Origin of the sequence: Thermobacillus sp., assembly GCF_003390775.1 — a bacterium.
Classification (GTDB): Bacteria; Bacillota; Bacilli; order Paenibacillales; family Paenibacillaceae; genus Thermobacillus; species Thermobacillus xylanilyticus.
In genome coordinates, this window is sequence record NZ_QEWA01000033.1 from 135,705 (window position 1) to 158,722 (window position 23,018).

Consider the following 23,018-nt stretch of genomic DNA (forward strand, 5'->3'; position numbering starts at 1 on the left):
GATTGCCAGAGGAAGGATGTTGAGCCTCGAATGGAACTTCGGGCCCTACGGGCGGTTCTCGCGCTGCTGATCATTTTCGCGCTCAGCCTGCAGGCGGCATCCGCGGCGAACGCCGCGGCGGATCTCGCCCGCATCACGAAGTACCGCGTCTATCAGAACGACAAACCGCTCAAAGAATTTGCCACGGAATCGCAGGCGATCGCCTACGCGAAGCAGTTCGCGTACAGCCGCGTCGAGAAGATTGCCGACCGCGCCTGGGTCTGGCACAATTATCCTCGCTATGCGGTGTATGTCGACGGCGTGCTGGCACCGAACATGCTGTTCCGTACATATGCCGAAGCGAAAAAGGCGGCGGCCGGCAAAATCAACGTCGCGATCCGCGATCTCGAACAGCCCGGCTGGGCCTACGCGAAATTCGCGCGTTACCGGTTGTACCAGGGGCACAAAACCCTCCCCGCCTGGTCGTTCACCACGCTGGCGGAGGCGAAAGCCGTCGCGAAATATTATCGGAACATGCATGTCATCGATCTGGCGACGAATTCATGGATCTGGGACAACCTTACGGATGAAGAGGAAGCGGCGGAACGGGAAAAAGCTCCCGCCTATGCCGTCCTCGTTAATGGGGAACCCGGCGAGAAGCGCTACGGCTATCTGCGCGACGCCATTCAGGCCGCGGCCGGCATCGCGGGCAGCGAAGTCATCCACCTGGACACGGGAACGGTCGTCCACTCGAACGTCCCGCCGTTCGCCGTCTTCCAGAACGGCAAGGAACGGAAAAGGTTCTTCGGCCTCGACAACGCCGTCGCCTACGCGAAAGGATTGGCCGGAGCGGAGATTATCCGGGACGGCAAGGTGCTCTGGACGAACATCCCGTATTACCGCGTCTACCAGGGCGACCGCGAAGTCCGGCAGTTCCATGCGCTGAAAAGCGCGATCACCGCCGCATCGGGCCTCGCGAACGCCTCCATCCGCACGGAGGACGGACGGGTGCTCTGGAGCAACGCGAGCCGGCTGCTCTACCTCGGCTGGAACGGTTCATCGAGCACGGGCACGATTCTGAGCCAGATTGCGAACACGCAGGGGCTCGACATCGACTCGCCCACCTGGTTCCAGCTCGCTTCGGCGGACGGCACGCTGGAGGACAAGTCGGATCCGGCGCTTGCGAAGGAATTGAAGGCCCGCGGCATCAAGGTCATGCCGCTCGTGAACAACCAGTTCGACCGGCGGATGACCAGCGCGTTTCTCGCCGACGAAGCGGCGCAGAAGCGGTTCATTGACGCCCTCGTGAACCGGCTGGCCGAGCTCGGCGTCTACGGCGTCAATCTCGATTTCGAGGAAGTGGCCGGAACGGACCGGAACCGCTATACCGCCTTCGTGCGGAAGCTGGCGGACGCCGTCCATGCCCGCGGCATGAAAATATCCATCGACCTGATCCGCGGCGACAAAGCCTGGAATCACCAGACCGCTTACGATCATGAGAAAATTGCGGAAGCCGTCGACTACATCATGATTATGGCCTACGACCAGTACTGGAGCGGCAGCACGAAGCCCGGCTCCGTATCCGGTCTGGCCTGGACGGAGCAAGGCATCATCGATTTTCTGTCCTACGGCATTCCCCGCTCGAAACTGTTCCTCGGCGTGCCGTTTTATGTGCGGGAATGGAAAGTCGACGCTTCCGGCAATGTGCTCGGCTCGCGGGCGGTGCTGATGAAGGACATCCCCGCCCTGCTGAATGAGGTCGAGGAGACGGCGGTTTACGACCCGACGTTCGGTCAGACGAAAGTGACGTATGTCAAGGACGGTCAGACCTATGTGTTCTGGATGGAGACGGAGCAGACGATCAAGGCGAGGATCGAACTGGCGAAGAAGTACGATCTGGCCGGCGTCGCCGTCTGGCGGCTCGGCTACGAACCGGCGGATTTGTGGACCATGATGCTCAGAATGAAATAACGGAAAGGCGGACGCCGCGGGTTGCGGCGTCCGCCTTCTTCTTCCCCGGCTTTCAGCTGCCCGGCTCCGCCAGCCGGGTGCGCCGCACGACCGAGGCAGCCCATTCCGGCGCGGCATGCCCGATTGCAAGCAGCAGCCGGGCGGCGCCCGGACGGCCGAGCACCGTCTGCAGCAGACGTCCGAGCCGCAGCGCGCCGGCGCATTCCCGGCGGAAGAACCGCTCGTATTCGCGGCGCCACGCATCATCCGTCATGTCGCCGCGCAATCGGCGATCGGCCAGCCGCGCGCAGACCAGGCCGGAGCGCAGCGCGATCGACATGCCGTCGCCGCAGAGCGGCGGAATGCGGAGCGCCGCGTCGCCGACGAGCGGGCAGCCGGACCAGGCGAGCGGCCTGCGGTCGAGCATGACCGGCGAGACCGCGGCCTCCGTGCCGGGCACGGGCCTGGCGCCTTCGAGTCTGCGCGCCAGTTCGGGATGGCGGCGCGCCGCTGCGGCGATCCAGGCCAGGGCGGAAGACTCCCCGCCGCTGAACGCCCGCGGATCGAGCAGCGCCGCGGCGTTGACCCTCCCGCCGGGCACGGGCGACAGGCCGAGGTATCCGCCGCGGAACGCGTAGAGCTCCGTCACCGGAATGACGGGGATTCCCTCGAAATGGACCTTCACGCCAAGCAGCCGGGATGCGCCCGTCCGGGCGGCGCGCGGGTCCGCGAACGCCTTGCGCGCTCCCGCTCCCCAGGCGCCGACGACGACGCGCGCGTGAACCGTCCCCGCCGTTCCGTCCCCCTGCGTGTCGACGGCGTAGATACCGCCTTCCCGGCGGATGCCCGCCGCCCGGATTCCTTCGCGCACTTCCGCTCCCGCCCGCCGGGCGCCGTCCAGCAGCGCCGCGTCCAGTTCACGGCGGCTGATGCCGAGCGCGGCGCCGGGAAGCGGCACGTCGAGCGGCCTGCCGCCGGCCGCCGACAGGCGGACGCGCTCGATCCGGACGGGCGACAGGCCGTTCACCGTGTCTTCGAGCCCGAGCTCGCGCAGCGTCGTCTTCGCTTCCGGCGACAGAAATTCGCCGCATACCTTGTGCCGGGGAAAGGCGCGCCGCTCCAGGACGATCGTCTCCCATCCCGCCGCGGCCAGCTCGCGGGCCGCGGCGCTGCCGCCCGGGCCTCCGCCGATCACGACCGCGTCAACCGTCTTGTCCGCCAGACGCATCACCGCCTTTTTCCGTACCGCTTTTCCGGATGACGACGACGTAGCGGTACGGCGCCTTGCGCGCATACCACATCTCCCGGATGCCGCCGTCAATGGCCAGCTTGTCCCAATCCTCGTCGCGGAATCCGCGCGCCACGGACAGCGGCGCGTCGACCCGGATGCAGCGGTTCCCCGTCAACAGCCGCGCCGTCAGCCACACTGCGGCCCAGGGGACGATGTGGCGGCGAAGATCGCTCAGGACGACGCCGATCCGGGAGACGCCGAGCATGCGGCGGATGACGCGGGGCAGCTCGTCCGGTCCGAAATGGTGGACGAACTGCGTCGCCGTGACGATATCCGCCGCCTGATCCGGCAGGTCGAACAAATCGCCGCGCGCCACTTCGATCCGCGCATCCCCGCGAAACAGCCGCCTCGCCTCGCGGCAAGCTTCTTCCCTGACGTCGACCAGCCGGATCGTGATCCCGATCCCGTTCCGTTCCGACCAGCGGAGCAGCGAACGGTTCACATCGCCGGAACCGGCGCCGATATCGAGCACCGACAGCCGCGCGGGCCTGCCCGCTTCGATCCAGAGACGCTCGACGCCGGTGCGGATCGGCGCCGCGGCCGCGAACAGCCGGTTGAGCGTCCGCAGCCGGCGGTAGGCGCCCGCGAGCTCCGCTTCCGGCACGCCGCTGCCGTCCATCCGTTCAGGCTGCGAAGCCCGCATCCGAAGCAGGTCAAGCATGGACGGCAACCTGCCCGCTCTCCCCGGGAACCGGGGCATGCGCGAAGCCGAACGGCAAGAGCTCGGCCGTCAGCCCCGGACCGAAGGCGACGGCGATGCCGTCAAGCGGTCCGGTCCGTGTCGGCCGCCGCTGAAGCTCCCGCCGCAGCTCCTGCATCACGAACAGAATGGCCACGGAGGACATGTTGCCGTACTGCCGCAGCACTTCCCGGCTCGGACGCGTCTGCTCCGCCGACAGCCCGCACGTCTCCTCCACCGCGTCGATGATGCCGCGTCCGCCGGGATGGATCGCCCACAGCCCGGGAGCCGTTCCCCCCGCCATGAACGGACGGATCTCCGCGGGCAGATGGGTGCGGATCAGCCTGGGCACATTCGCCGAAAGCATCAGTTCGAATCCGTACGGCCCGATGTTCCAGGTCATGTCCGCTTCCCCGCCCGGCAGCAGGACAGACCGGGGCTGCCCGAGCCTGAACACGGCAGTCCGCCCGTCCGCCGGCGCGCCGACGACGCAGGCGGAAGCGCCGTCTCCGAACAGCGATGCGGCGAACAGATCTTCCCTGGCGCCCGAAGGCTGGAAATGCAGCGTACAGAGCTCGACGCAGACGACGAGCACGCAGACGTCCCCGTTCGGGGAAGCGGCCGCGAACTGCCGGGCCAGCCCGATCGCTTTGAGCCCCGCCGCGCAGCCGACGAACGTGAGCGGCAGCCGATTGACGCTCGCCGGCAGGCCGAGCGCCCGGATAAGCTCCGCGTCCAGTCCGGGCAAATATTGCCCCGTGCAGCTTGTCGTGATCAGGTGGGTCACGGCCCCGGGCGGCGTGCCGCTGTCCGCGAGCGCCCGCTCCGCCGCAAGACGCGCGAGCGGCAGCGCCTCACGGCGATAGACGCCCATCCGTTCGGCGGTGGCGGGAGCCGCCTCCCGGCTCCGCGGAAAATAGCGGCACGCGCCGGCTTCCTCCAGCAGATTCGGCTCGCACGTGTAGCGCGCCTCGATGCCCTGTTGGCGGAAGATGCGCCGTGCCCAGCGCGCCGCGCCGGGATCGTCCCGCAGCGCTTCCGCCACCCGCAGCGCCGTATCCGCCTGATCCAGTCGCCAGGCCGGAACGGCGGTGCCGATGCCGAGCAGCGCGATATCCGGCGTATGGTCCATCCCGCACTCACCCTTTCCTGTCGCATCAGCCGCCGCTTGCCCGCAATCGGACAAGCGATGCCGCTACACGATTGTATTCGGGAACGGGCCGAAGTTATGCACGCCGTGCCGGATGCCGGCCGCATATCGAGTAGGAGGGGGCGGCTAGCCCCCTCCTACTCGATTCGTAAGGGTCAGGATTTGAAAAATTCGATCCGTTTTCTCAGATTGGCCGAATGCTGCTGAAGCTGTTCGGACGTCGACGTGATTTCCTGCATGAGCGCATATTGTTCCTGCGTCGACGCGAACACTTGCTGCGCCCCTTCCCGGATCTGTTCCGCAATTTCGACGACCGCGCGCGCCTCGGCGAGCGTGCTGTTCATTTGCTCCGCCTGCATCATGACGCGGTTCGACGCTTCCACCACGATCTTGTGCACATTGTCCGCCTCTCCGGCAATCAGGCGCAGCGCTTCCGCGGACTTCTCGCCGTGTTCGGACTCCTGTTCCGCCACTTCATACTGCTCGGAGATCTGTTCCACCACTTGTCTGATCTCCTGCTGGATCTGTTCGATCAGCTGCCGGATATCCTGCACTGATTCGGCGCTCTGCTGGGCCAGCTTGCGGACGGCTTCCGCGACGACCGCGAATCCGCGTCCTTCCTCCCCGGCCCGCGCCGCTTCGATCGAGGCGTTGAGCGACAGCATGTGCGTCTGGTCGGCGATGCCGGCGACGACTTCGGAGATGTTCCCGATCAGGCCGGCATGCTCGTCCAGCCGCCGCACGGTTTCGATCGATTCCCGGTTGAGGACGGCCATTTTCCGCATGCCTTCCACTAGCGACGCAATCGCTTCGCCGTTCTCGCGGATCGTCTGATCCATCTTGATCGCCGATCTCCGCGCTTCTTCGGCCAGCTCGCTGATCTCGTTCGCGGCGCTTGATGCCAGCTCCAGCGAACGGAACATGACGGCCGTCGATTTGGACTGATGTTCCGCGCCGTCGGACATTTTGTCGACACGGTCCGTAATGTTCTGGATGTGCCGGGTGGCCTGTTCGATCGCATTCCCCAATTCGCCGACATGCAGATGGGTGGCCTTGTAGTTGTCCGCGATGCCGTCGACGATCGTGCGCAGCTGCCGGATCATCGCGTCGAACGACAGGGCAAGCGCTCGCAGTTCATCGTCCGAACGCGGCGGAACGACCTCGACGTTCAGGTAGCCTTCGGACACCTTGTTGGCCGTCTGCATGAGCTGCTTGAGCGGCTTGATCAATCGGTTCGCCGCCAGCATGCCCAGAAATCCGGTCCAGAAAATGCCAAGCAGCAGCGTGCCGACAATAAACCAGACTTCGGATATATGTTCATCTAAATAATCCATTAGCACCAGAATGAAGAACGCGCTTGTTCCGTACGTTACCGCCGATACTGCCGTGATACCGAGTACGACTTTTTTCATGATACTGAATTTGAATTTCACGTCGATTCCTCCCGAGGATGCTTTTCCCTTCTTATTCCATTCGTCGGATGCGCGCGAAACCCTTTTGACAGTTCAGCGGAAATAAAAATATTTGTCCGAACGCCGACCGCGTCTTGCGCCATATACAAGTCAACCGTCTGTGATAACCTTTATAACGTACAGTAATGTTCGTATTAATGAATAGGAGGTGATGATCTTGACACGGGTCAAATTTCTCACGCTGGCACTCATTCTGGTCTTGACGGCTTCCTTCTCGCAAGCCGCCCCCGCTTCCGCAGCCGGCTTCGTCTCGTCCGCATCCGTCAGGACGCTCGCATTCGGAGGTCTGCTCGGAGATCTGCTCGCGTTTCTCTCCGATCTCGGCGGATTGATCAGCTCGCTGCTCGGCGGCGAGTCCAAAGACGGAAACGGCGGCGGCGCCGGTCCGCAATTGTCCTCGCTTCCGCCTTCCGCTATAATAGTTCCATTGTCAGGCGCGGGTGCGGTCGGGCGATTTTTTCGCGTCCCTGATCGATATCCCGGCGCCAATTATGCGAAGTCAAGGAAGGTCTGTCCGATGTACTACATAGCAGATCAATGGGTCGATTATGAAGTGATTGACGCCGGAGGCGGCGAGAAGCTTGAGCGTTGGGGAACGGTGGTCCTCCGCCGGCCGGATCCGCAGATCATCTGGCCGATCGGGCGGGAGACGGACGAATGGCTGACCGCCCATGCCCATTACCACCGCAGCTCGTCCGGCGGCGGACATTGGGAATATCGGCGCAAGCTGCCGGAACATTGGAACATCCGGTACGGCGAGCTGACGTTTCTCATCCGGCCGACCAATTTCAAGCATACGGGACTGTTCCCCGAACAGGCGGTGAACTGGAGCTGGATCATGGACAAGATCCGTGGCGCCGGTCGGCCGGTCCGGCTGCTGAACCTGTTCGCCTACACGGGCGGCGCAACGGTGGCCGCGGCTTCGGCGGGAGCCGAGGTCGTCCATGTGGATGCGGCGAAGGGCATGGTGCAGTGGGCGAAGGAGAACGCCGCCCTGTCGGGGCTTGCGGACCGGCCGATCCGCTACATTACGGATGACGTGTTCAAGTTCGTCCAGCGGGAACAGCGGCGCGGCCGCAAATACGACGCCATCGTGATGGACCCTCCCTCCTACGGGCGCGGTCCGAACGGCGAAATGTGGAAGCTGGAGACGAGCCTGTACCCGTTCCTGGAGTCGTGTCTGCCGATCCTGTCGGACGAACCGCTGTTCGTCCTGATCAACGCCTATACGACCGGCTTGTCCCCCGCCGTGCTGAACAATCTGCTCAAAATGACGATCGGCCGGAAGTTCGGTGGCACGATCCGCTGCGGCGAAATCGGTCTGCCGATCACCCGCTCCGGCCTGGTGCTGCCGTGCGGCATTCTCGGCCGCTGGGAGGCGTCATGACGGGCCATGACGGCGGCGCGCCCGCCGTTCAGGTGTTGTACGAGGACAACCACCTGATCGCGGTCGTCAAGCCGCCCGGTATGCTGTCGCAGGCGGACGAGACCGGCGCGCCGGACATCCTGACGGTCGTCAAGGCCGATCTGAAGGCGCGCTACAACAAACCGGGCAACGTCTTCCTCGGACTCGTCCACCGACTCGACCGGCCGGCCGGCGGCGCGATGCTTCTGGCGAAGACGTCGAAGGCCGCGTCGCGGCTGTCCGACGCGGTGCGGAACCGCTCGTTCGCCAAAGGCTACATCGCCTGCACGGAAGGTGTGCCGTCTTCCCGCGAGGCGACGCTCGTCCATTATCTGCGCAAAGACGCGAAGACCAACATCGTAACCGCCTATCCCAAGCCCGTGCCGGACGCGAAGGAAGCGGTGTTGTCGTACAGGGTCGTCGCCGAGGCGGAAGGCCGGGCGCTCGTCGCCGTCCGCCTGCACACCGGCCGGCCCCACCAGATCCGGGTGCAGATGGCCGCCATCGGCTGCCCCCTCGCCGGCGACCGGAAATACGGCGCGGGCGAAGGCGTCCGGTCCCATGACACCGCGGCGCTCTGGTCGGCCTATATCGGCGTCGCCCATCCGGTGACGAAGGAATGGCTCGAGATCCGCTCCCTTCCGCCGCGCGAAGGCGTCTGGGCTTCCTGGCCCGATTCGGCATGGTCGCTTGCGGAAGGATCGTTCACCGCCGAAAGGACGGACAGATGATGAAACGGCGCTTCGCGATCCTCCTCATGCTCGCCGTCTCGCTTGCCGGGCTGGCGCTCATCTATGCGCTGACCGCGTGGAACGGAACGTCCGGCGTGCCTGACGGCAAGAGCGCGGCGGATCATGCGGGATCGGGCAACGATGCCGGCAGCGGCGGCGGATCTGCCGGTACCGAACCGGACGAGACGCCGGAAGAGCTGCCGGTCGAACCGGAGCCGGAACCGGCAGCCCCCGGCGAGCCGGGCTCCGGCGTGCCGGCGGAAGGCCTGCTCGCCGCGGTCGGCGACATCATGATGCACATGCCGCAGCTTCCGGCTTACTATGACATGGACAGCAAGCGGTATGATTTCTCGCCGTACTTCACCGAGGTCAAGCCGCTCCTTGCGGAAGCCGACTGGGCGATGGCCAACCTCGAAACGACGCTGTCGGCCGATGGCGACTATTCGGGCTTCCCCCGCTTCAGCTCGCCGCATGAGCTGGCGGCCGCGCTGAAGGACGCCGGATTCAACATTGTCACAACCGCGAACAACCATTCGCTGGACCGCGGCGCACGGGGCGTCGAACACACGCTCGGGTTTCTGGAAGAACAGGGCTTCGTCACCCGCGGCACCGCCCGCTCCGCGGACGAAGCGGCCGAGCTGACCATCGTCGAGCGGCATCACATCCGCATCGGACTGCTCGCCTACACGTACGGCACGAACGGCATCCCGGTGCCGGAAGACAAACCGTGGCTCGTCGCGCTGATCGATGAGGAACGCATCATCCGGGACATCGCGGCGCTGCGGGAAGCCGGCGCCGACTATATCGTCATCGCGCTGCATTTCGGCGTGGAGTACCAGACGATGCCGAACGAGGAACAGAAAGCGCTCGCGCGCAGGCTGATCGCCGCCGGAGCCGACCTGATCGCCGGCTCGCATCCGCATGTCATCCAGCCGTATGAAGTCGTGGAGACACAGGACGAAAGCGGTGCTGCGCGCCAGGGCGTCATCATCTATTCGATGGGCAATTTCATCTCGAACCAGCGCGGCGGCACGAAGGATTACGGCGTACTGTACCGGATCATGCTGCGCAAAGAGGAAGGCGTGACGCGGATGGCGGACGTGGAGCCGGTCATCACGTGGGTTCACCGCTACAAAGCGAACGGCCGCAATCATTACCGGATCCTCCCCGTCGAGCGCGTGCTCGAAGAGCGCAGCGATCCGCTGCTCTCTGCGGCCGATTATGAGCAGATGGAGACAAACCTGGACGCGCTCCGGAAGCGGCTGGCTGCCATGGGCGCACCGGACGGGCGATGAGCGCTACCGCTCGTCTCCCGCGGCGGCCGGCCGTACAATCGGCTCATCCGCAATCTTGCCCAGCAGATAGATGAGCAGCTGCTGATTGTGGGCCGAAATCCGGTCCAGGGCCTGTCCGATGTAGCGTTCGCGGATTTCCACCCCGCGCCGCGCTTCGCGCAACCCCCGGTCCGTCGCGGTCACCCACACGATGCGGCGGTCGGTTTCGTCCCGGGTGCGCGCAATGAGTCCTCCCCGCTCCATCCGGTCGAGCAGTGTCGTGATCGCGGCCGGCGTCGTGGACAGATAGTGAAGCATATCCGACGGTTTCATCGGCTGATGTTCAAGGAGCAGTTCCAGCACGTTCAGCTGGCTTTCGGTCAGGGCGGGAGCCAGCGCTTCATCGAGATGCATTTTCCAGTCTTTCGTGATTTTCATCCACAGACGGGCAAATTCCGCGGCAAACATCCCAATCCCTCCCAATATCCGCCTTGTTTTCATTATATCAGCCGCTCTTGTCGAAAAAAAGGTTAATGCACTTAATAATTTATGCCGCGAATCGATACTTCCCCCTTCCAGCCGACAACCGATGACATTTTGTACGCAAGGCCCGACGTCGAAACAAGTAAAACCACTTGAAGCGCCTGGAGACCGCCCGTTCTGCAAACGTCAAAAACCCGCTGCCCCCGGAAAATCCTTTCCGGTTGCGCGGGTTCAGCAATGCGTCAGATCAGGCTCAGGCTTCCCCTTCCCGGGATTCAAGGTCCGGACGTCGGAAGCAGCAGACCGCCGCGTCCTGCTTGTCAAGCGCGGCGACGCGCTTGCCGCCCGACCGCAGCAGCTCGATCGGCGTATCTTCCGTACTGAACGTGAAGGAAGCGCCCGACGATGTTGCCAGCGTATAGCGGGCTTCTTCCTTGCAATGGAACGCGCCGATCAGCCGGCTGCCGTTCGATTTTCCACGCTTGCTTTCGTTGAACACGAATGTCGCAAGACCTCTTCCGCCCCTGCCCTGCACCGGGTAATCCAGCAGCAGCGAGCGCTTCGCCCAGCCCAGATCGGTGACGACGAGCACCTCGCCTTCTTCGCCTTTCACGAGCAGGGCGGCCGCGACTTCATCGTTCTCTTTCAGCATGATGCCGCGCACGCCGGCGGCGACGCGTCCCATCGAACTGACTTCGGACTCCTCGAAGCGGATGCTCATCCCGAGCTTCGTGACGAGCATGAGCTGCTGTGTGCCCGTGCTCGCCAGCACCTGCACCACTTCGTCGCCGTCCGCAAGTCTGCATGCGGCGATCGGCCCCGTGCGGGTCGTCTGATACTCTTTCAGCGCGGTCCGCTTCACCTGTCCGCGTTTCGTCACGAACAGAAGCGACAGATCTTCCCGCTCGAAATCCCGCACCGGAACGATGCCGACGATGCCGTCGTCCTTCGCGAGCGGCACGACGTTGACCAGCGCCGTCCCGGTGTCCTTCCACTTGAACTCCGGAATCTGGTGAACCGGCAGGAGGAAGTACGAACCCTTCCGCGTGAACAGCAGCAATTGATCCAGTGTATTCACTTCCAGCACGAGGCGGACGATATCGCCTTCCTTGACGCCGGAATTGTCGAGGTCGCCGCCGGATCGGGTGAAGGACAGCCTGCTCGTCCGCTTGATGTAGCCTTCCTGCGACAGCGTCACCAGTACGTCTTCGGACGCGACCATCACTTCGAGGCCGACCTTCAGCTCCTCCACTTCGCCGCGGATGTCGGAGCGCCGGTCGACCCCGTACGCGCCGCGGATTTCCAATAGCTCGTCCTTGATGACGCCGAGCAGCTTCTTCTCGCTTGACAGGATGGACTTCAGGTACGCGATGCGCTTCTCGGTCTCGCGCAGTTCCTTCGTGAGCTGCGTAATCTCGAGATTCGTCAGCCGGTACAATTGGAGCGTCAGGATCGCGTCCGCCTGCCGCTCGGTGAACCCGAACTTCGCGACCAGGTTCTGCTGCGCGTCCTGGCGGTTCTTCGATGCCTTGATCGTCGCGATGACATCGTCGAGAATATTCAGCGCCTTGACGAGTCCTTCGAGGACGTGGGCGCGGTCTTCCGCCTTCTCCAGCTCGTACCGGCAGCGATTGGAGACGACTTCCTTCTGGTGGTCGATATACGCCGTCAGCATCTCCTTGAGGCCGAGCTGGCGCGGCGCCTTGTTGACGATCGCCACCATGTTGAAGTTGTATGTAATCTGCAGATCCGTCTTCTTGAGCAGATAGGCCAGGATGCCTTCGGCGTCCGCGTCCTTCTTCAGCTCGATGACGATACGCAGCCCGTTCCGGCCGCTCTCGTCGCGCACTTCCGCGATGCCGTCCACCTTCTTCTCCAGGCGGATCGTCTCCATCGCCGTCACGAGCCGGGATTTGACGACCTGATACGGGATCTCGGTGATGACGATCTGTTTGCGGCCGCCGCGCAGCTCCTCGATATCCGTCTTCGCCCGGATATAGATGCGCCCTTTGCCCGTCGCGTAGGCTTCGCGGATGCCCTCCTCGCCCATGATGATGCCGCCCGTCGGGAAATCCGGACCTTTCACGATGCCCAGCAGTTTCTCGAGCGTAATGTCCGGATCATCCATCCGTGCGATGCAGGCGTCGATCACTTCGCGCAGGTTGTGCGGCGGAATCTCGGTCGCAAAGCCGGACGAAATGCCGCTGACGCCGTTGACCAGCAGATTCGGAAAACGCGAAGGCAGCACGACCGGCTCCTTCGCCGTGTTGTCGAAATTGTCCTTGAACGGGACTGTCCGCTTGTCGATGTCGCGCAGCATCTCCATCGCGATCGGCGACAGCCGCGCTTCCGTGTACCGCATCGCGGCGGGCGGATCGTCATCGAGCGAACCCCAGTTGCCGTGGCCGTCGATCAGCACATGGCCCATTTTCCACGGCTGCGCCATCCGCACCATGCCTTCATAGATGGAAGCGTCGCCGTGCGGATGGTAGTTGCCCATCACGTCGCCGACCGTTTTCGCCGACTTGCGGTACGGCTTGTCGGGCGTGTTGCCGGCTTCGTACATCGCGTACAGGATGCGGCGCTGCACCGGCTTCAGCCCGTCGCGGACATCGGGAATGGCCCGGTCCTGGATGATATATTTTGAGTACCGGCCAAAGCGGTCTCCCACGACCTCTTCGAGAAATGCCGGCAGGAACTGTTCAAGCGTGCCCATGCCGCTTCTCTCCTACTCTTCGTATTCGGTGAAATCGACGTTCTCGATGATCCACTTCTTCCGCGGATCGACCTTGTCGCCCATCAGCGTCGAGACGCGCCGTTCCGCCTTGGCGGCGTCCTCGATCCGCACCTGCAGCAGCGTCCGCGTCTCGGGGTTCATCGTCGTCTCCCAGAGCTGCTCCGGATTCATCTCGCCGAGACCTTTGTAGCGCTGCAGCTCGCAGTTTTTGCCGAACTCCTTCAGATAGTTCTGCAGCTGCTCATCCGTCCAGGCGTAGCGCACCGTCTCCAGCTTGCCCGTCTTGCGGGAGATCTTGTAGAGCGGCGGCTGTGCGATGTACACCTTGCCCATGTCGATGAGCGGCTTCATGTACCGGTAGAAGAACGTCAGCAGCAGACATTGGATGTGCGCGCCGTCCGTGTCGGCGTCGGTCATGATGATGATCTTGCTGTAGTTCGCCTCATCGGGATCGAATTCCGGGCCGACGCCGGCGCCGATCGCCGAGATGATCGTCTTGTATTCCTCATTCTTCAGAATATCCGCGAGCCGCGCCTTCTCCGGATTCATCGGCTTGCCCCGGAGCGGCAGGATCGCCTGATAGCGCGAGTCGCGCCCCTGCTTCGCCGAACCGCCGGCGGAATCGCCCTCGACGATAAACAGCTCATTGCGCATGAAGTCCTTCGACTGGGCCGGCGTCAGCTTGCCGTTCAAGTTGGACGACTCGCTCCGCTTCTTGCCCGAGCGGACTTCCTCGCGCGCCCTGCGGGCCGCCTCGCGCGCCTTCGCCGCCTGAATCGCCTTCTTCAGCAGCTGCTGCGCGACCTGCGGATTCTCCTCGAGGAACACGGCCATCTTGTCGGAGACGACCGCGTCGACCGCGCTGCGCGCCGAGGCGCTGCCGAGCTGGTCCTTCGTCTGCCCGACGAATTCGACGTCGGACATTTTCACGTTGATGACGGCGATCATCCCTTCGCGCAGGTCGGCGCCGTCAAGGTTTTTGTCCTTCTCTTTCAGAATGCCGTTCTTCCGCGCATACTCGTTCATGACCCGGGTATACGCCGTTTTGAACCCGGTCTCGTGGGTGCCGCCGCCTCGGGTCGGAATCGAGTTGACGAACGACGCGATCGTCTCGGTGTAGCCGTCATTGTACTGCAGCGCCACCTCGACTTCGATGTCGTCCCGTTCCGCGTAGAAATGGATGACATCGGTGAGCACCGCTTTGCCTTCATTGAGGAAGGCGACGAACTGGCTGGCGCCGCCTTCATAATGGAAGAGATCCTCCCTGCCGGTCCGCTCGTCCTTGAGCGTCACTTTCAGACCGGCGTTCAGGAAGGCGATCTCCTGCAGCCGTTCGGCCAGCGTGTCATAATTGAGCGAAATGTTGCCGTGGAACACCCGGGCGTCCGGCTTGAACGTCACCTTCGTTCCGGTCTTCCGCGTGTTGCCGATGATTTCAAGACCGGTCACCGGCTCGCCGACATGTTCCTTGCCATCCTTGTCGACCCAATATTCGAACCGCTGGCGGTGAATTTTGCCGTCGCGGTAAATCTCCACTTCGAGCCATTCGGACAACGCGTTCGTTACCGAAGCGCCGACGCCGTGCAGACCGCCGGACTTTTTGTAACCGTTTCCGCCGAATTTGCCGCCCGCGTGCAGCACCGTGAATACGAGCTGGGGTGTCGGGATGCCCGTCTTGTGCATGCCGGTCGGGATGCCGCGGCCGTTGTCCCAGACCGTCACCGACTGGTCGGCGTGGATGGTCACATCGATCTCGGTCGCGAACTTCGCCAGATGTTCATCGACGGCGTTGTCCACGATCTCCCAGACGAGATGATGCAGGCCGGAACTGGACGTGCTGCCGATGTACATGCCCGGGCGTTTCCGGACGGCCGTCAAGCCTTCCAGCACCTGGATGTCGTCTGCATCGTAACCGCGCTCCCGCACGGATGTCTCATCTGCGAATAAATCCAATTGCTCCGCCATGCGCGCCCTCCTTCATCGATTCTCACGGCGTGCCGGATTCGGCTGATTTTGCCGCCTTATCCAGTGCGGCAAACAAGCTTTATTGTAATTCATTATATCCCGTTTCGTAAAGCGGGCCAGCGGGACGCGGGATTTTGGGCGTTTGGAGGGATCCCTTGTTATCAAATGAAATCGAATTTTGGTTTACATAATATTTTTTACGTCACAATCTCTGGCGGCAGATCCATGAAAAAAAGACTGTCTCGCGAAACGGCTTAAACCGCCTGCGAAACAGCCCTTTTTACTTAAACCATGCCGTTCAAGCCGACAAAAACCGATATTGCGCCTCGATCAGCCCGTAGTAGACGCCCCGCTTCCGCATCAGCTCGTCGTGATTGCCCTGCTCGACGATGCGGCCGTGGTCGAGCACGATGATGTTGTCCGCGTGGCGGATCGTCGACAGCCGGTGCGCGATGATGAACGAAGTCCGGCCGGTCAGCAGCGTTTTGAGCGCCTCCTGGATCTTCAGCTCCGTCTCCGTATCGATGCTGGCCGTCGCCTCGTCGAGAATCAGGATGCGCGGATCGGCGAGCAGCGCGCGGGCGAACGACAGCAGCTGGCGCTGCCCCATCGAGAGGACGCTGCCGCGTTCCTGCACCTCGGTGTCGTAGCCTTGCGGAAGCTTCATGATGAAATCGTGGGCGTGAACCGCCCTCGCCGTCATTTCGACTTCCTCGTCCGTCGCGTCCAGCCGGCCGTAGCGGATGTTGTCGCGGATCGTGCCGGAGAAAATGAACGTATCCTGCAGCACGATGCCGACCTGCGAACGGAGGCTTTCGAGCGTCACGTCCCGGATATCGATGCCGTCGATGAGCACGCGGCCGTGAGCCGGATCATAGAAGCGGCAGAGCAGATTGATAATCGTGCTCTTCCCCGAGCCGGTGTGGCCGACCAGGGCGATCGACTGTCCCGCCGCGGCTTCCAGGCTGATGCCGCGCAGCGCCGGACGGCCGGGCTCGTATTCGAAGACGATGTTCTCGAATTTGACGTCGCCGCGGATTTCCGGCATCCTCTTCGCTTCCGGCAGCTCGCCGACCGTCGGCTTTTCATCCATGAATTCGAAGATCCGCTCGGAGGAAGCCATCGCGATCAAGAGCTGCGAATACATTTGCCCGAGCCGGTTGATCGGCTCCCAGAAGTTGCCGATGTAGTTCGCAAAGCCCACGAGCAGGCCGACCGTCATCGCGCCGGACTGGACCAGATAAGAGCCGTACCAGAACAGAATCAGCGTGCCGACGGCTGCTGTGATCTCGATGACCGGACCGAACGACTGGTTCATGGCGGACGCCTTGTTCCAGGCCAGCCGGTTCACCGTGTTCATTTTGTCGAAATAGCCGATGTTCGCCTTCTCCTGCACATAGGCCTGCGTCACGCGGATGCCCTGGATGCTCTCGTTCAGATGGGCGTTCAGCCGCGACTGCTTGATCCGGACATCCTGCCAGGCGAATCGGATCCGTCTGCGCAGCGAGGTCGACACGATGAACATGAGCGGCACGGTGATCATGACGGCCAGGCCGAGCTTGAAGTTCAGCACGAGCAGCAGGACGGCGATGCCGACGAGCTGAACGCAGTCCATGATCAGGTTGACGACGCCGTTCGTGAACAGATCCTGCAGCGCGTTGATGTCGTTCGTCACGCGGACGAGCACGGAGCCGGCCGGCCGCTGGTCGAAGAAGCGGAACGACAGCTTCTGGATGTGGGTGAACAGTTCGCGCCGCAGGTCGAAAATGACGCGCTGGCCGATGATGTTCGTGTACCGGATCCGGAACACGTTCGTCCCCCACTGGATCAGGTAGAGGGCGAGCGCCGAGGCGCCGAACAGATACAGCTTCGTCAGGCTCGGCGATCCGTCCGCGGGCGCGATCGCTTCGTCGATCGCGAAGGCGATGAGCGCCGGAACGGTCAGCCTCGTCAGCGTGCCGAGCACCATCGTGATGATGATGACCGGCAGCAATTGCCGTCTGTACGGCTTCATATAGCCGTACAGACGGGTGAGCTGCGACCAGTTGAACGGCTTCTCGATCAGCTCGTCGTCCTGGTAGACGAACCGCTCGTTCTTGATTTTGGCCTGGTCTGCGCCGTTTTCCGCTCGATGATGGTGTCCGTTGTGCTTCCCGCTCACTTCGCGACCCTTCTTTCCGCCCCGTCCCGTTCGGCGTCCGGCCGGTCGGCATATTGAATGTTGTACGTATCGCGGTAATGGCCGGGCACGGCGAGCAGCTCGTCGTGCGTGCCGCGCTGGATCACCCGGCCCTGATCGAGCACGATGATCTCATCCGCATGGCGGAGCGACGAGATGCGATGCGCGATGATGAACGTCGTCCGTCCGGCCATCACTTCCTTGAAGCCCGCCTGGATCTCCTGCTCGGTCTCCATGTCGACGGCGCTCGTCGCGTCGTCCAGAACGAGGATGCGCGGGTTGCGGATGAGCGCCCGCGCGATGGCGATCCGCTGCTTCTGTCCGCCGGACAATCCGAGCCCGCGCTCGCCGACGACGGTGTCATACCCTTGCGGCAATTCCATGATGAAATCGTGCGCTTTCGCCAGTTTGGCCGCGCGAATGATGTCGTCCATCGTATATTCCGACACGCCGTAGGCGATGTTGTCGCGGATCGACGCGGAGAACAGGAACGTCTCCTGGAACACCGGCGCGATCTGCGAGCGCAGACTTTCGATCTTGATGTTGCGGATGTCGATGCCGTCAAGCAGAATCTCTCCCTGCTTCACGTTGTACGCCCGCATCAGCAGCTGGATGATGGTCGATTTGCCGGAGCCGGTGCCGCCGAGCAGCCCGATGACCGAACCGGGTTTCGCGTCGATCGTCAGATCGTGGACCGCAGGCCCCTTGTCCGGATAGTTGAACGTGACGTTCTTGAACTGCACATGCCCCTTCACCCTGGAGGGATCCAGCTCGATCGCATCCTTGCTATCCTTCACGTGAATATGCTGGTTCAGAATCTCCAGTACGCGTTCGCCGGATGCCTTCGACTGGGTGTAGCCGTTGATGTGGAAGCCGAGCCCCCACAGCGGCCCGATGATATACCAGACCATGCTGAAAAACTGAACCAGCGCACCCAGCGACAGTTCTTCCCGGATGACCAGCGTTCCGCCGTAGACAAGCAGGATGACAACGCATACATTCGCGAGCACTTCCATGACCGGGAAGTACTTGCCCCACAGGAAAGCGATATTGAGCTGATTTTCCCGATAGTCGTCGTTGCGTGTCGTAAATTTCTCGACTTCATGCCGTTCGCGGGCGAACGATTTGACGGTTCGCACACCGGTGATGTTCTCCTGCACCGCCGTCGTCAGCCGGCTCATCGCGAGCCGCATTTCGCGGAAGCCGGGATGAATGACCTTCTGAAATTTCATCGCCACGATGACCAGCAACGGCATCGACACGAGCGTGACGAGCGTCAGCTGCCAGTGGATCGACAGCAGCATCGCGCCGCCGAAGCTGACCATCAGGAACATGTTCAGAATTTGCGCGAATCCGAAACCGACGAAATTCCGGATCGCTTCCAGATCGCCCGTCAGACGGGACATCAGGTCGCCCGTCTTCGCCGTGTCGTAATATTGGAACGACAGATACTGCAGCTTCTTGTACAGCGCGTTCCGCAGGTTGTAGGCGACGCGGTTCCCCAGCCGTCCTCCCGTGAAGCCGTGCAGAAACTGCATGGACGCCTTCACGATGACAACTCCGACAACCGACAGCGCCACAGCCGGCACCAGGTCGAATTGTTCCGCCATGATGACGTCGTCGATCAACACACGCAGCAAATAGGGTTGGACAAGGCCCAGCGCCGTGACGCACACCAGAGCGGCAATTGACAGAAACAACAGCTTCCGGTGCGGCCAGTAAAAAGATTTCAATTGCCTGAAGACGTCCACTTGGATAGGCTCCCCCGCAATCCCTTAAGTTGCAAAGCATGAATGAATCTTAACAGCTTGCCGTGCCGGGGGCAAACATGGTGCCGTTCGATATTCCGTGTTTACTCTCGGAATCGCGGTAATAAGGAGAACTATTTCCCGTCATTCTTCCGAATCACCGCGGATGGCTGGCGTATTCGCCGTTTCTCTGACATCCGGAGGAAGGATCGCCGTACAGACGGCAAAACCGGCGCCCGTGAATCCGGACGCCGGTTGCGATCTTGCAAATATTCGTTTAAATCGTGATAGAAATGCCTTCATCCACCCGCAGCGCTTCCAGCCGTTCGAGCAGGGCCTGCAGTTCATCCGGACGCGCGGCGCCGGCAAGCGCCGCCTCCGAACTGCCGATGAAGGCGCCGATCTCGCCCGCAAGCCGTTCCGCGGCCGCTTCCGCCGCGGCGCGCCAGGCCGATGCGTATGCCGCCTCCCAGGCGGCGGCCCGCTCTTCCATCCAGCGGCGGATGTCCGGCTCCAGCCGCCGCTCCAGCTCGGCGCGCATTTCGTCTCTTCCGCCCTGTTCGAAAAACTTCCGCGGACTCTTGAACAGACTCCACAGCCGCTTCATGTCGACGGCATCCGTCGTCCAGCCGTCGTCGTGCGGGGCGGCGGACTGCACCTCTACTTCGTACGGCGCCGGATCGAACCCTTCCAGCTCCGCCTTCAGCCGGCTTGCTTCCGCGTCGTACAGCCGCGCCGCCAGCCGGCGCAGCGCGTTGTCCATGCGCAGCGATGTCGCCTGCAGCTCCTGCCTGAGCTCGACGGCGAGCGCATGGCGCAGCTCTTCCCAGCACGCGGCGAGCGCGCGCTTCAGATCGCGGCCGTCGTCCTGCAGCGCCGACGGATGGAACGCGAGGCCGAACATTTCGCCGAACCGGAACGCGACGCGGCGCTGCACGTGGTGCAGCAGCTCGCCCAGTTCCTGGCGCAGCGGTTCGAACGGCGCATCCGCCGCCGCGGCGCGGACGGCATCGGCGGCTTCGGCGGCGCGCTGCTTGAGCGTCTCCAGCCGGCTGCGCCGCACCGCCTCGTCCTGCAGCGAATCGTCGAGCCAGCGCTTGAGCGCCCCGGCCGCCCGTTCGAGCTCCCGATCGGCCGCCTCGAGCGCCATCCCGCCGAGCTCCCCGGCCGCGAAGCCGGCCAGCGCCCGCTCGAACGCGGGCATGCCGGACGATTCGTCCGCCTCGCCTCTCAGCTTCGCCTCCAGCGCGGCGAGACTCGACACCGGGAACATCCGCGGATGCCGGATGCCGTGCTTCAGCAGGTTGTCCTCGACGTGCGCAATGACATCCCGCAGTTCCGCTTCGTCCGCGGCCAGATCGGCCGCGTTGACGATGAAAAACATCTTGTCGAGCTCGAACTGGTCCTTCACCCGCCCGAGCTGCGTCAGGAAACGCCGGTCGGCCTGGGAGAAGGCGTGATTGTAATAGGTGACGAACAGGATCGCGTCCGCGTTCTTGATGTAGTGGAACGCGACATCGGTATGCCGCGCGTTCACCGAATCGGCGCCCGGCGTGTCGACGAGCACGATGCCCTGCGCCGTCAGCGGGCTGTCGATATAAAGATCGATCTCCTGCACGAAGCAGGACAGCGTCTCGTCCGCGACGTACGAGCGGTACGCCTCGGCATCGGCGCGCAGCTGCTGTCCGAGCAGCGGGCCGCAGGACGCGATGCCCTGGCGCGCCGCCTTCAGGAACGCGTAGTGCGGCCGGCCGCCGGGGTGGAGCCGGTCGGGCGTGATCCGCGCCGCCAGCTCGAGCAGCGCGTCCAGATCGTCCGTGCTGCCGGCCTCTTCGCCCAGGCCGAGCATCGTCAGCGAATGGCGGACATCGGCCGCCATTTGCTCGCGCGTCTTCATCGTGATGCGCGCATGCACGTCCGGTTCGCCCGGCTCGGGGGCGGCGATTCGGTTGATCGCCGCCGTCGTCGGGTTCGGCGACACCGGCAGCGCCCGGCGGCCGATCAGCGCGTTCGCCAGCGACGACTTGCCCGCGCTGAACGCGCCGAACAGCGCGATCGTGAACTTGCCGCTGGCGAGCCGCTCCGCCTTGGCCAGCATCGCCTGCGCCGCGGACTTCAGCGGCGCGTGCGGCCCCACCAGCGCCGCCGCTTCGCGCAGCCGGGCGGCCGCGCGGCGCTGCGGCCCGAGCGCGCCTTCTCCCGGCGCGGGCGCGCCGGACCGCCGCGGCCGATCGGCCGGGCCGGCCGCGGCACCTGCGTTCACCGCGGCGGACAGATCCACCGCCGCACGCACCGGCGCGGTCTGCGCTGCTTCAGCCGGCGCTGCGTCCGGCGCTTCGACCTCCGGCAGCGCCGGACGCGGGGGCGTCTCCGGCAGCAGCGCTTCGAGGCGGGCCAGCGCCCCGAGCCGCTCCGCGTCGAGCGCCTCGAGCGCGTCCAGTGCGCGCGCCTGCTCCGCCAGCGCCGCCAGCTTCTCCGCCGCGGCGGATGCCGCGGCTTCCGCGCGCGCGGCGGCGGCTTCGGCCAGCCGGTCGATGGCCGCCCAGGCCCGCTCGCGATACCCGGCTTTCACCGCTTCGGCCACATCCCGGCTGTACGTCATCGTATATTCATTGCCGAACACCGCGCCCGACTTGATCAGCGACTCCGCTTGCGTCTCGGTCAACTCGAAGCCGACCGGATCGATCAGCTCGCGCTCGACCGTATCGCCCCGCCAGTCGAGTTGTTCGGCCGCCTGCCGAAGCATCGCTTTCAAATGCCATTCGGCCGCCGCCTTCGCCTGGTTGTTCAGCTCGTCCACGAACCGCCGCATCCGGTTCGCCTTCTCCGCGGCGGTCTTCGCGCCGGCGAACAGCAGCCCCGCGCGGAATCCCGGCTTGCGGCTCTCCAGCATCGCGCCGGCCAGATCACGCACCGCGGCGGGCATCACATTCGCGTTGTCGAGCAGCGATTGCGTTTCGCGGCGGAGCCTGAGTCTCAGCTCTGCCGGTCCGCGCTTCAGCTCCTCCAGCTCGCGGCGCAGCGCGTCCAGCTCGGCCCGCACCGCCGTCATCGCCTCTTCGCCGCCTGCGGCCTCGATGAGCCGCTGCCGCTCCCCTTCGGACCGCGCTTCGAGCCAGCGGCCGTGCTCGGCGATCAGATAGCGCGCCGAACTGAGGACGCTGTATGCGCTCAGCTCCTCCTTCATCCCGGCGATGCCGGCCAGCAGCGCCTGCAGCGCCTCGAATTGGTCATACGGATGGTCCGGCTGCCGGTTCGAGATGTACAGAATCGCAGCCGGTGACAGATTCCAATCGGCGAACGCCGTCTCGACGCTCTTGCGATAGGCTGCGAACGGCAATTCCGCCTCGCGGTGTTTGTCCACCTGGCTGACGATGAGCACAAGCGGCTTACCCCAGTCGGCCAGCCGCTTCGCGAATTCGAAGTTGATCTCCGACTGCACGTGATTGTAGTCCATCACATAGCAGACGACATCGGCGAGATGAAGCGCCGACTCTGTCGCCAGTTTGTGCGCGTCGTCCGTCGAGTCGATGCCCGGCGTATCGAGAAGCGCCACCCCGCCTTCAAGCAGCGCGGCCGGATGATACAGTTCGATCGACTCCACGCCTTCGCCGTCCCGGCAATGCGCTTCCAGCTCGTCAAGCGGCACGGTCCTCGTCTCGCGCCGGCCGTCCCGCGCCAGCCGAATGACCGACTTCGGCTCGCCGTGCCGGATCGTGACGACGTTCGCGCTCGTCGGAATCGGATTGGACGGCAGCAGCCGACTGCCGCACAGCCGGTTGACCAGCGTCGATTTGCCCGCGGAAAAATGGCCGCAGAACGCCACCTGCGCGAAGGGCTCGGCCAGTTTGCCGATCAGCGCGCCGACCCGCTGCGCATGCGTATCGTCTCCGGCCGCGATCATTTGTTGCCGAATATCGTCCAGCGCGGCGGAAATGCGCGCCGCAAGCTCCCCTTGGTTCCCCACGTTCTTCT

General features: G+C 63.8%; 14 protein-coding genes. 4 read left to right on the forward strand and 10 right to left on the reverse strand.

Annotation, left to right across the window (positions count from 1 at the left end):
- The first annotated feature begins 30 nt into the window (after window positions 1–30).
- Complete coding sequence (locus C6W55_RS06775) at window positions 31–1,950, forward strand: glycosyl hydrolase family 18 protein (RefSeq protein WP_015254655.1); 1,920 nt, start codon at window positions 31–33, stop codon at window positions 1,948–1,950.
- Between the two features lie 52 nt (window positions 1,951–2,002).
- Here C6W55_RS06775 and C6W55_RS06780 read toward each other — a convergent pair whose 3' ends face one another.
- From C6W55_RS06780 to C6W55_RS06795, 4 genes are all read right to left on the reverse strand, one after another.
- Window positions 2,003–3,157, reverse strand: a complete 1,155-nt coding sequence (locus tag C6W55_RS06780) for an NAD(P)/FAD-dependent oxidoreductase (RefSeq protein ID WP_286892080.1) — start codon at window positions 3,155–3,157, stop codon at window positions 2,003–2,005.
- Complete coding sequence (locus C6W55_RS06785; protein ID WP_286892040.1) at window positions 3,132–3,881, reverse strand: methyltransferase domain-containing protein; 750 nt, start codon at window positions 3,879–3,881, stop codon at window positions 3,132–3,134. Before C6W55_RS06785 ends, C6W55_RS06780 begins: the two co-directional genes overlap by 26 nt.
- Window positions 3,874–5,031, reverse strand: coding sequence for a type III polyketide synthase (locus tag C6W55_RS06790; protein WP_015254658.1), 1,158 nt, complete (start codon window positions 5,029–5,031; stop codon window positions 3,874–3,876). The genes C6W55_RS06785 and C6W55_RS06790 overlap by 8 nt, the downstream gene beginning before the upstream one ends.
- A 173-nt stretch (window positions 5,032–5,204) precedes the next feature.
- Window positions 5,205–6,482, reverse strand: coding sequence for a methyl-accepting chemotaxis protein (locus C6W55_RS06795; protein WP_286892042.1), 1,278 nt, complete (start codon window positions 6,480–6,482; stop codon window positions 5,205–5,207).
- Window positions 6,483–7,038: 556 nt separating this feature from the next.
- Here C6W55_RS06795 and C6W55_RS06800 point away from each other — a divergent pair.
- The 3 genes from C6W55_RS06800 to C6W55_RS06810 are packed head-to-tail and all read left to right on the forward strand — an operon-like array spanning window position 7,039 to window position 9,952.
- Entirely contained in the window at window positions 7,039–7,908 is an 870-nt protein-coding gene (locus tag C6W55_RS06800; RefSeq protein WP_286892083.1) for a class I SAM-dependent methyltransferase, read from the forward strand.
- Window positions 7,905–8,657, forward strand: a complete 753-nt coding sequence (locus C6W55_RS06805) for an RluA family pseudouridine synthase (RefSeq protein ID WP_015254661.1) — start codon at window positions 7,905–7,907, stop codon at window positions 8,655–8,657. Before C6W55_RS06800 ends, C6W55_RS06805 begins: the two co-directional genes overlap by 4 nt.
- Window positions 8,657–9,952 (forward strand): CapA family protein, encoded by a 1,296-nt coding sequence (locus tag C6W55_RS06810; RefSeq protein WP_286892045.1) that lies wholly within the window; start codon window positions 8,657–8,659, stop codon window positions 9,950–9,952. Before C6W55_RS06805 ends, C6W55_RS06810 begins: the two co-directional genes overlap by 1 nt.
- Before the next feature lie 3 nt (window positions 9,953–9,955).
- On the opposite strand, the gene C6W55_RS06815 is transcribed toward C6W55_RS06810, so the two are convergent.
- The 6 genes from C6W55_RS06815 to C6W55_RS06840 all read right to left on the reverse strand — a co-directional run bounded on the left by C6W55_RS06815 (window position 9,956) and on the right by C6W55_RS06840 (window position 23,010).
- Entirely contained in the window at window positions 9,956–10,399 is a 444-nt protein-coding gene (locus tag C6W55_RS06815) for a MarR family winged helix-turn-helix transcriptional regulator (protein WP_015254663.1), read from the reverse strand.
- A 268-nt stretch (window positions 10,400–10,667) separates the two neighbouring features.
- Complete coding sequence (gene parC / locus C6W55_RS06820) at window positions 10,668–13,130, reverse strand: DNA topoisomerase IV subunit A (RefSeq protein ID WP_286892047.1); 2,463 nt, start codon at window positions 13,128–13,130, stop codon at window positions 10,668–10,670.
- Between the two features lie 12 nt (window positions 13,131–13,142).
- Window positions 13,143–15,116 (reverse strand): DNA topoisomerase IV subunit B, encoded by a 1,974-nt coding sequence (gene parE, locus C6W55_RS06825; protein WP_286892049.1) that lies wholly within the window; start codon window positions 15,114–15,116, stop codon window positions 13,143–13,145.
- Window positions 15,117–15,414: 298 nt separating this feature from the next.
- On the reverse strand, window positions 15,415–17,277 hold the full coding sequence (locus C6W55_RS06830) for an ABC transporter ATP-binding protein (protein ID WP_483316351.1): 1,863 nt from the start codon (window positions 17,275–17,277) through the stop codon (window positions 15,415–15,417).
- Window positions 17,274–19,046: an ABC transporter ATP-binding protein gene (locus C6W55_RS06835; protein ID WP_015254667.1), complete on the reverse strand. Its 1,773-nt coding sequence runs from the start codon at window positions 19,044–19,046 to the stop codon at window positions 17,274–17,276. Before C6W55_RS06835 ends, C6W55_RS06830 begins: the two co-directional genes overlap by 4 nt.
- A 274-nt stretch (window positions 19,047–19,320) precedes the next feature.
- Window positions 19,321–23,010: a dynamin family protein gene (locus tag C6W55_RS06840; protein WP_286892050.1), complete on the reverse strand. Its 3,690-nt coding sequence runs from the start codon at window positions 23,008–23,010 to the stop codon at window positions 19,321–19,323.
- Between the last annotated feature and the right edge of the window lie 8 nt (window positions 23,011–23,018).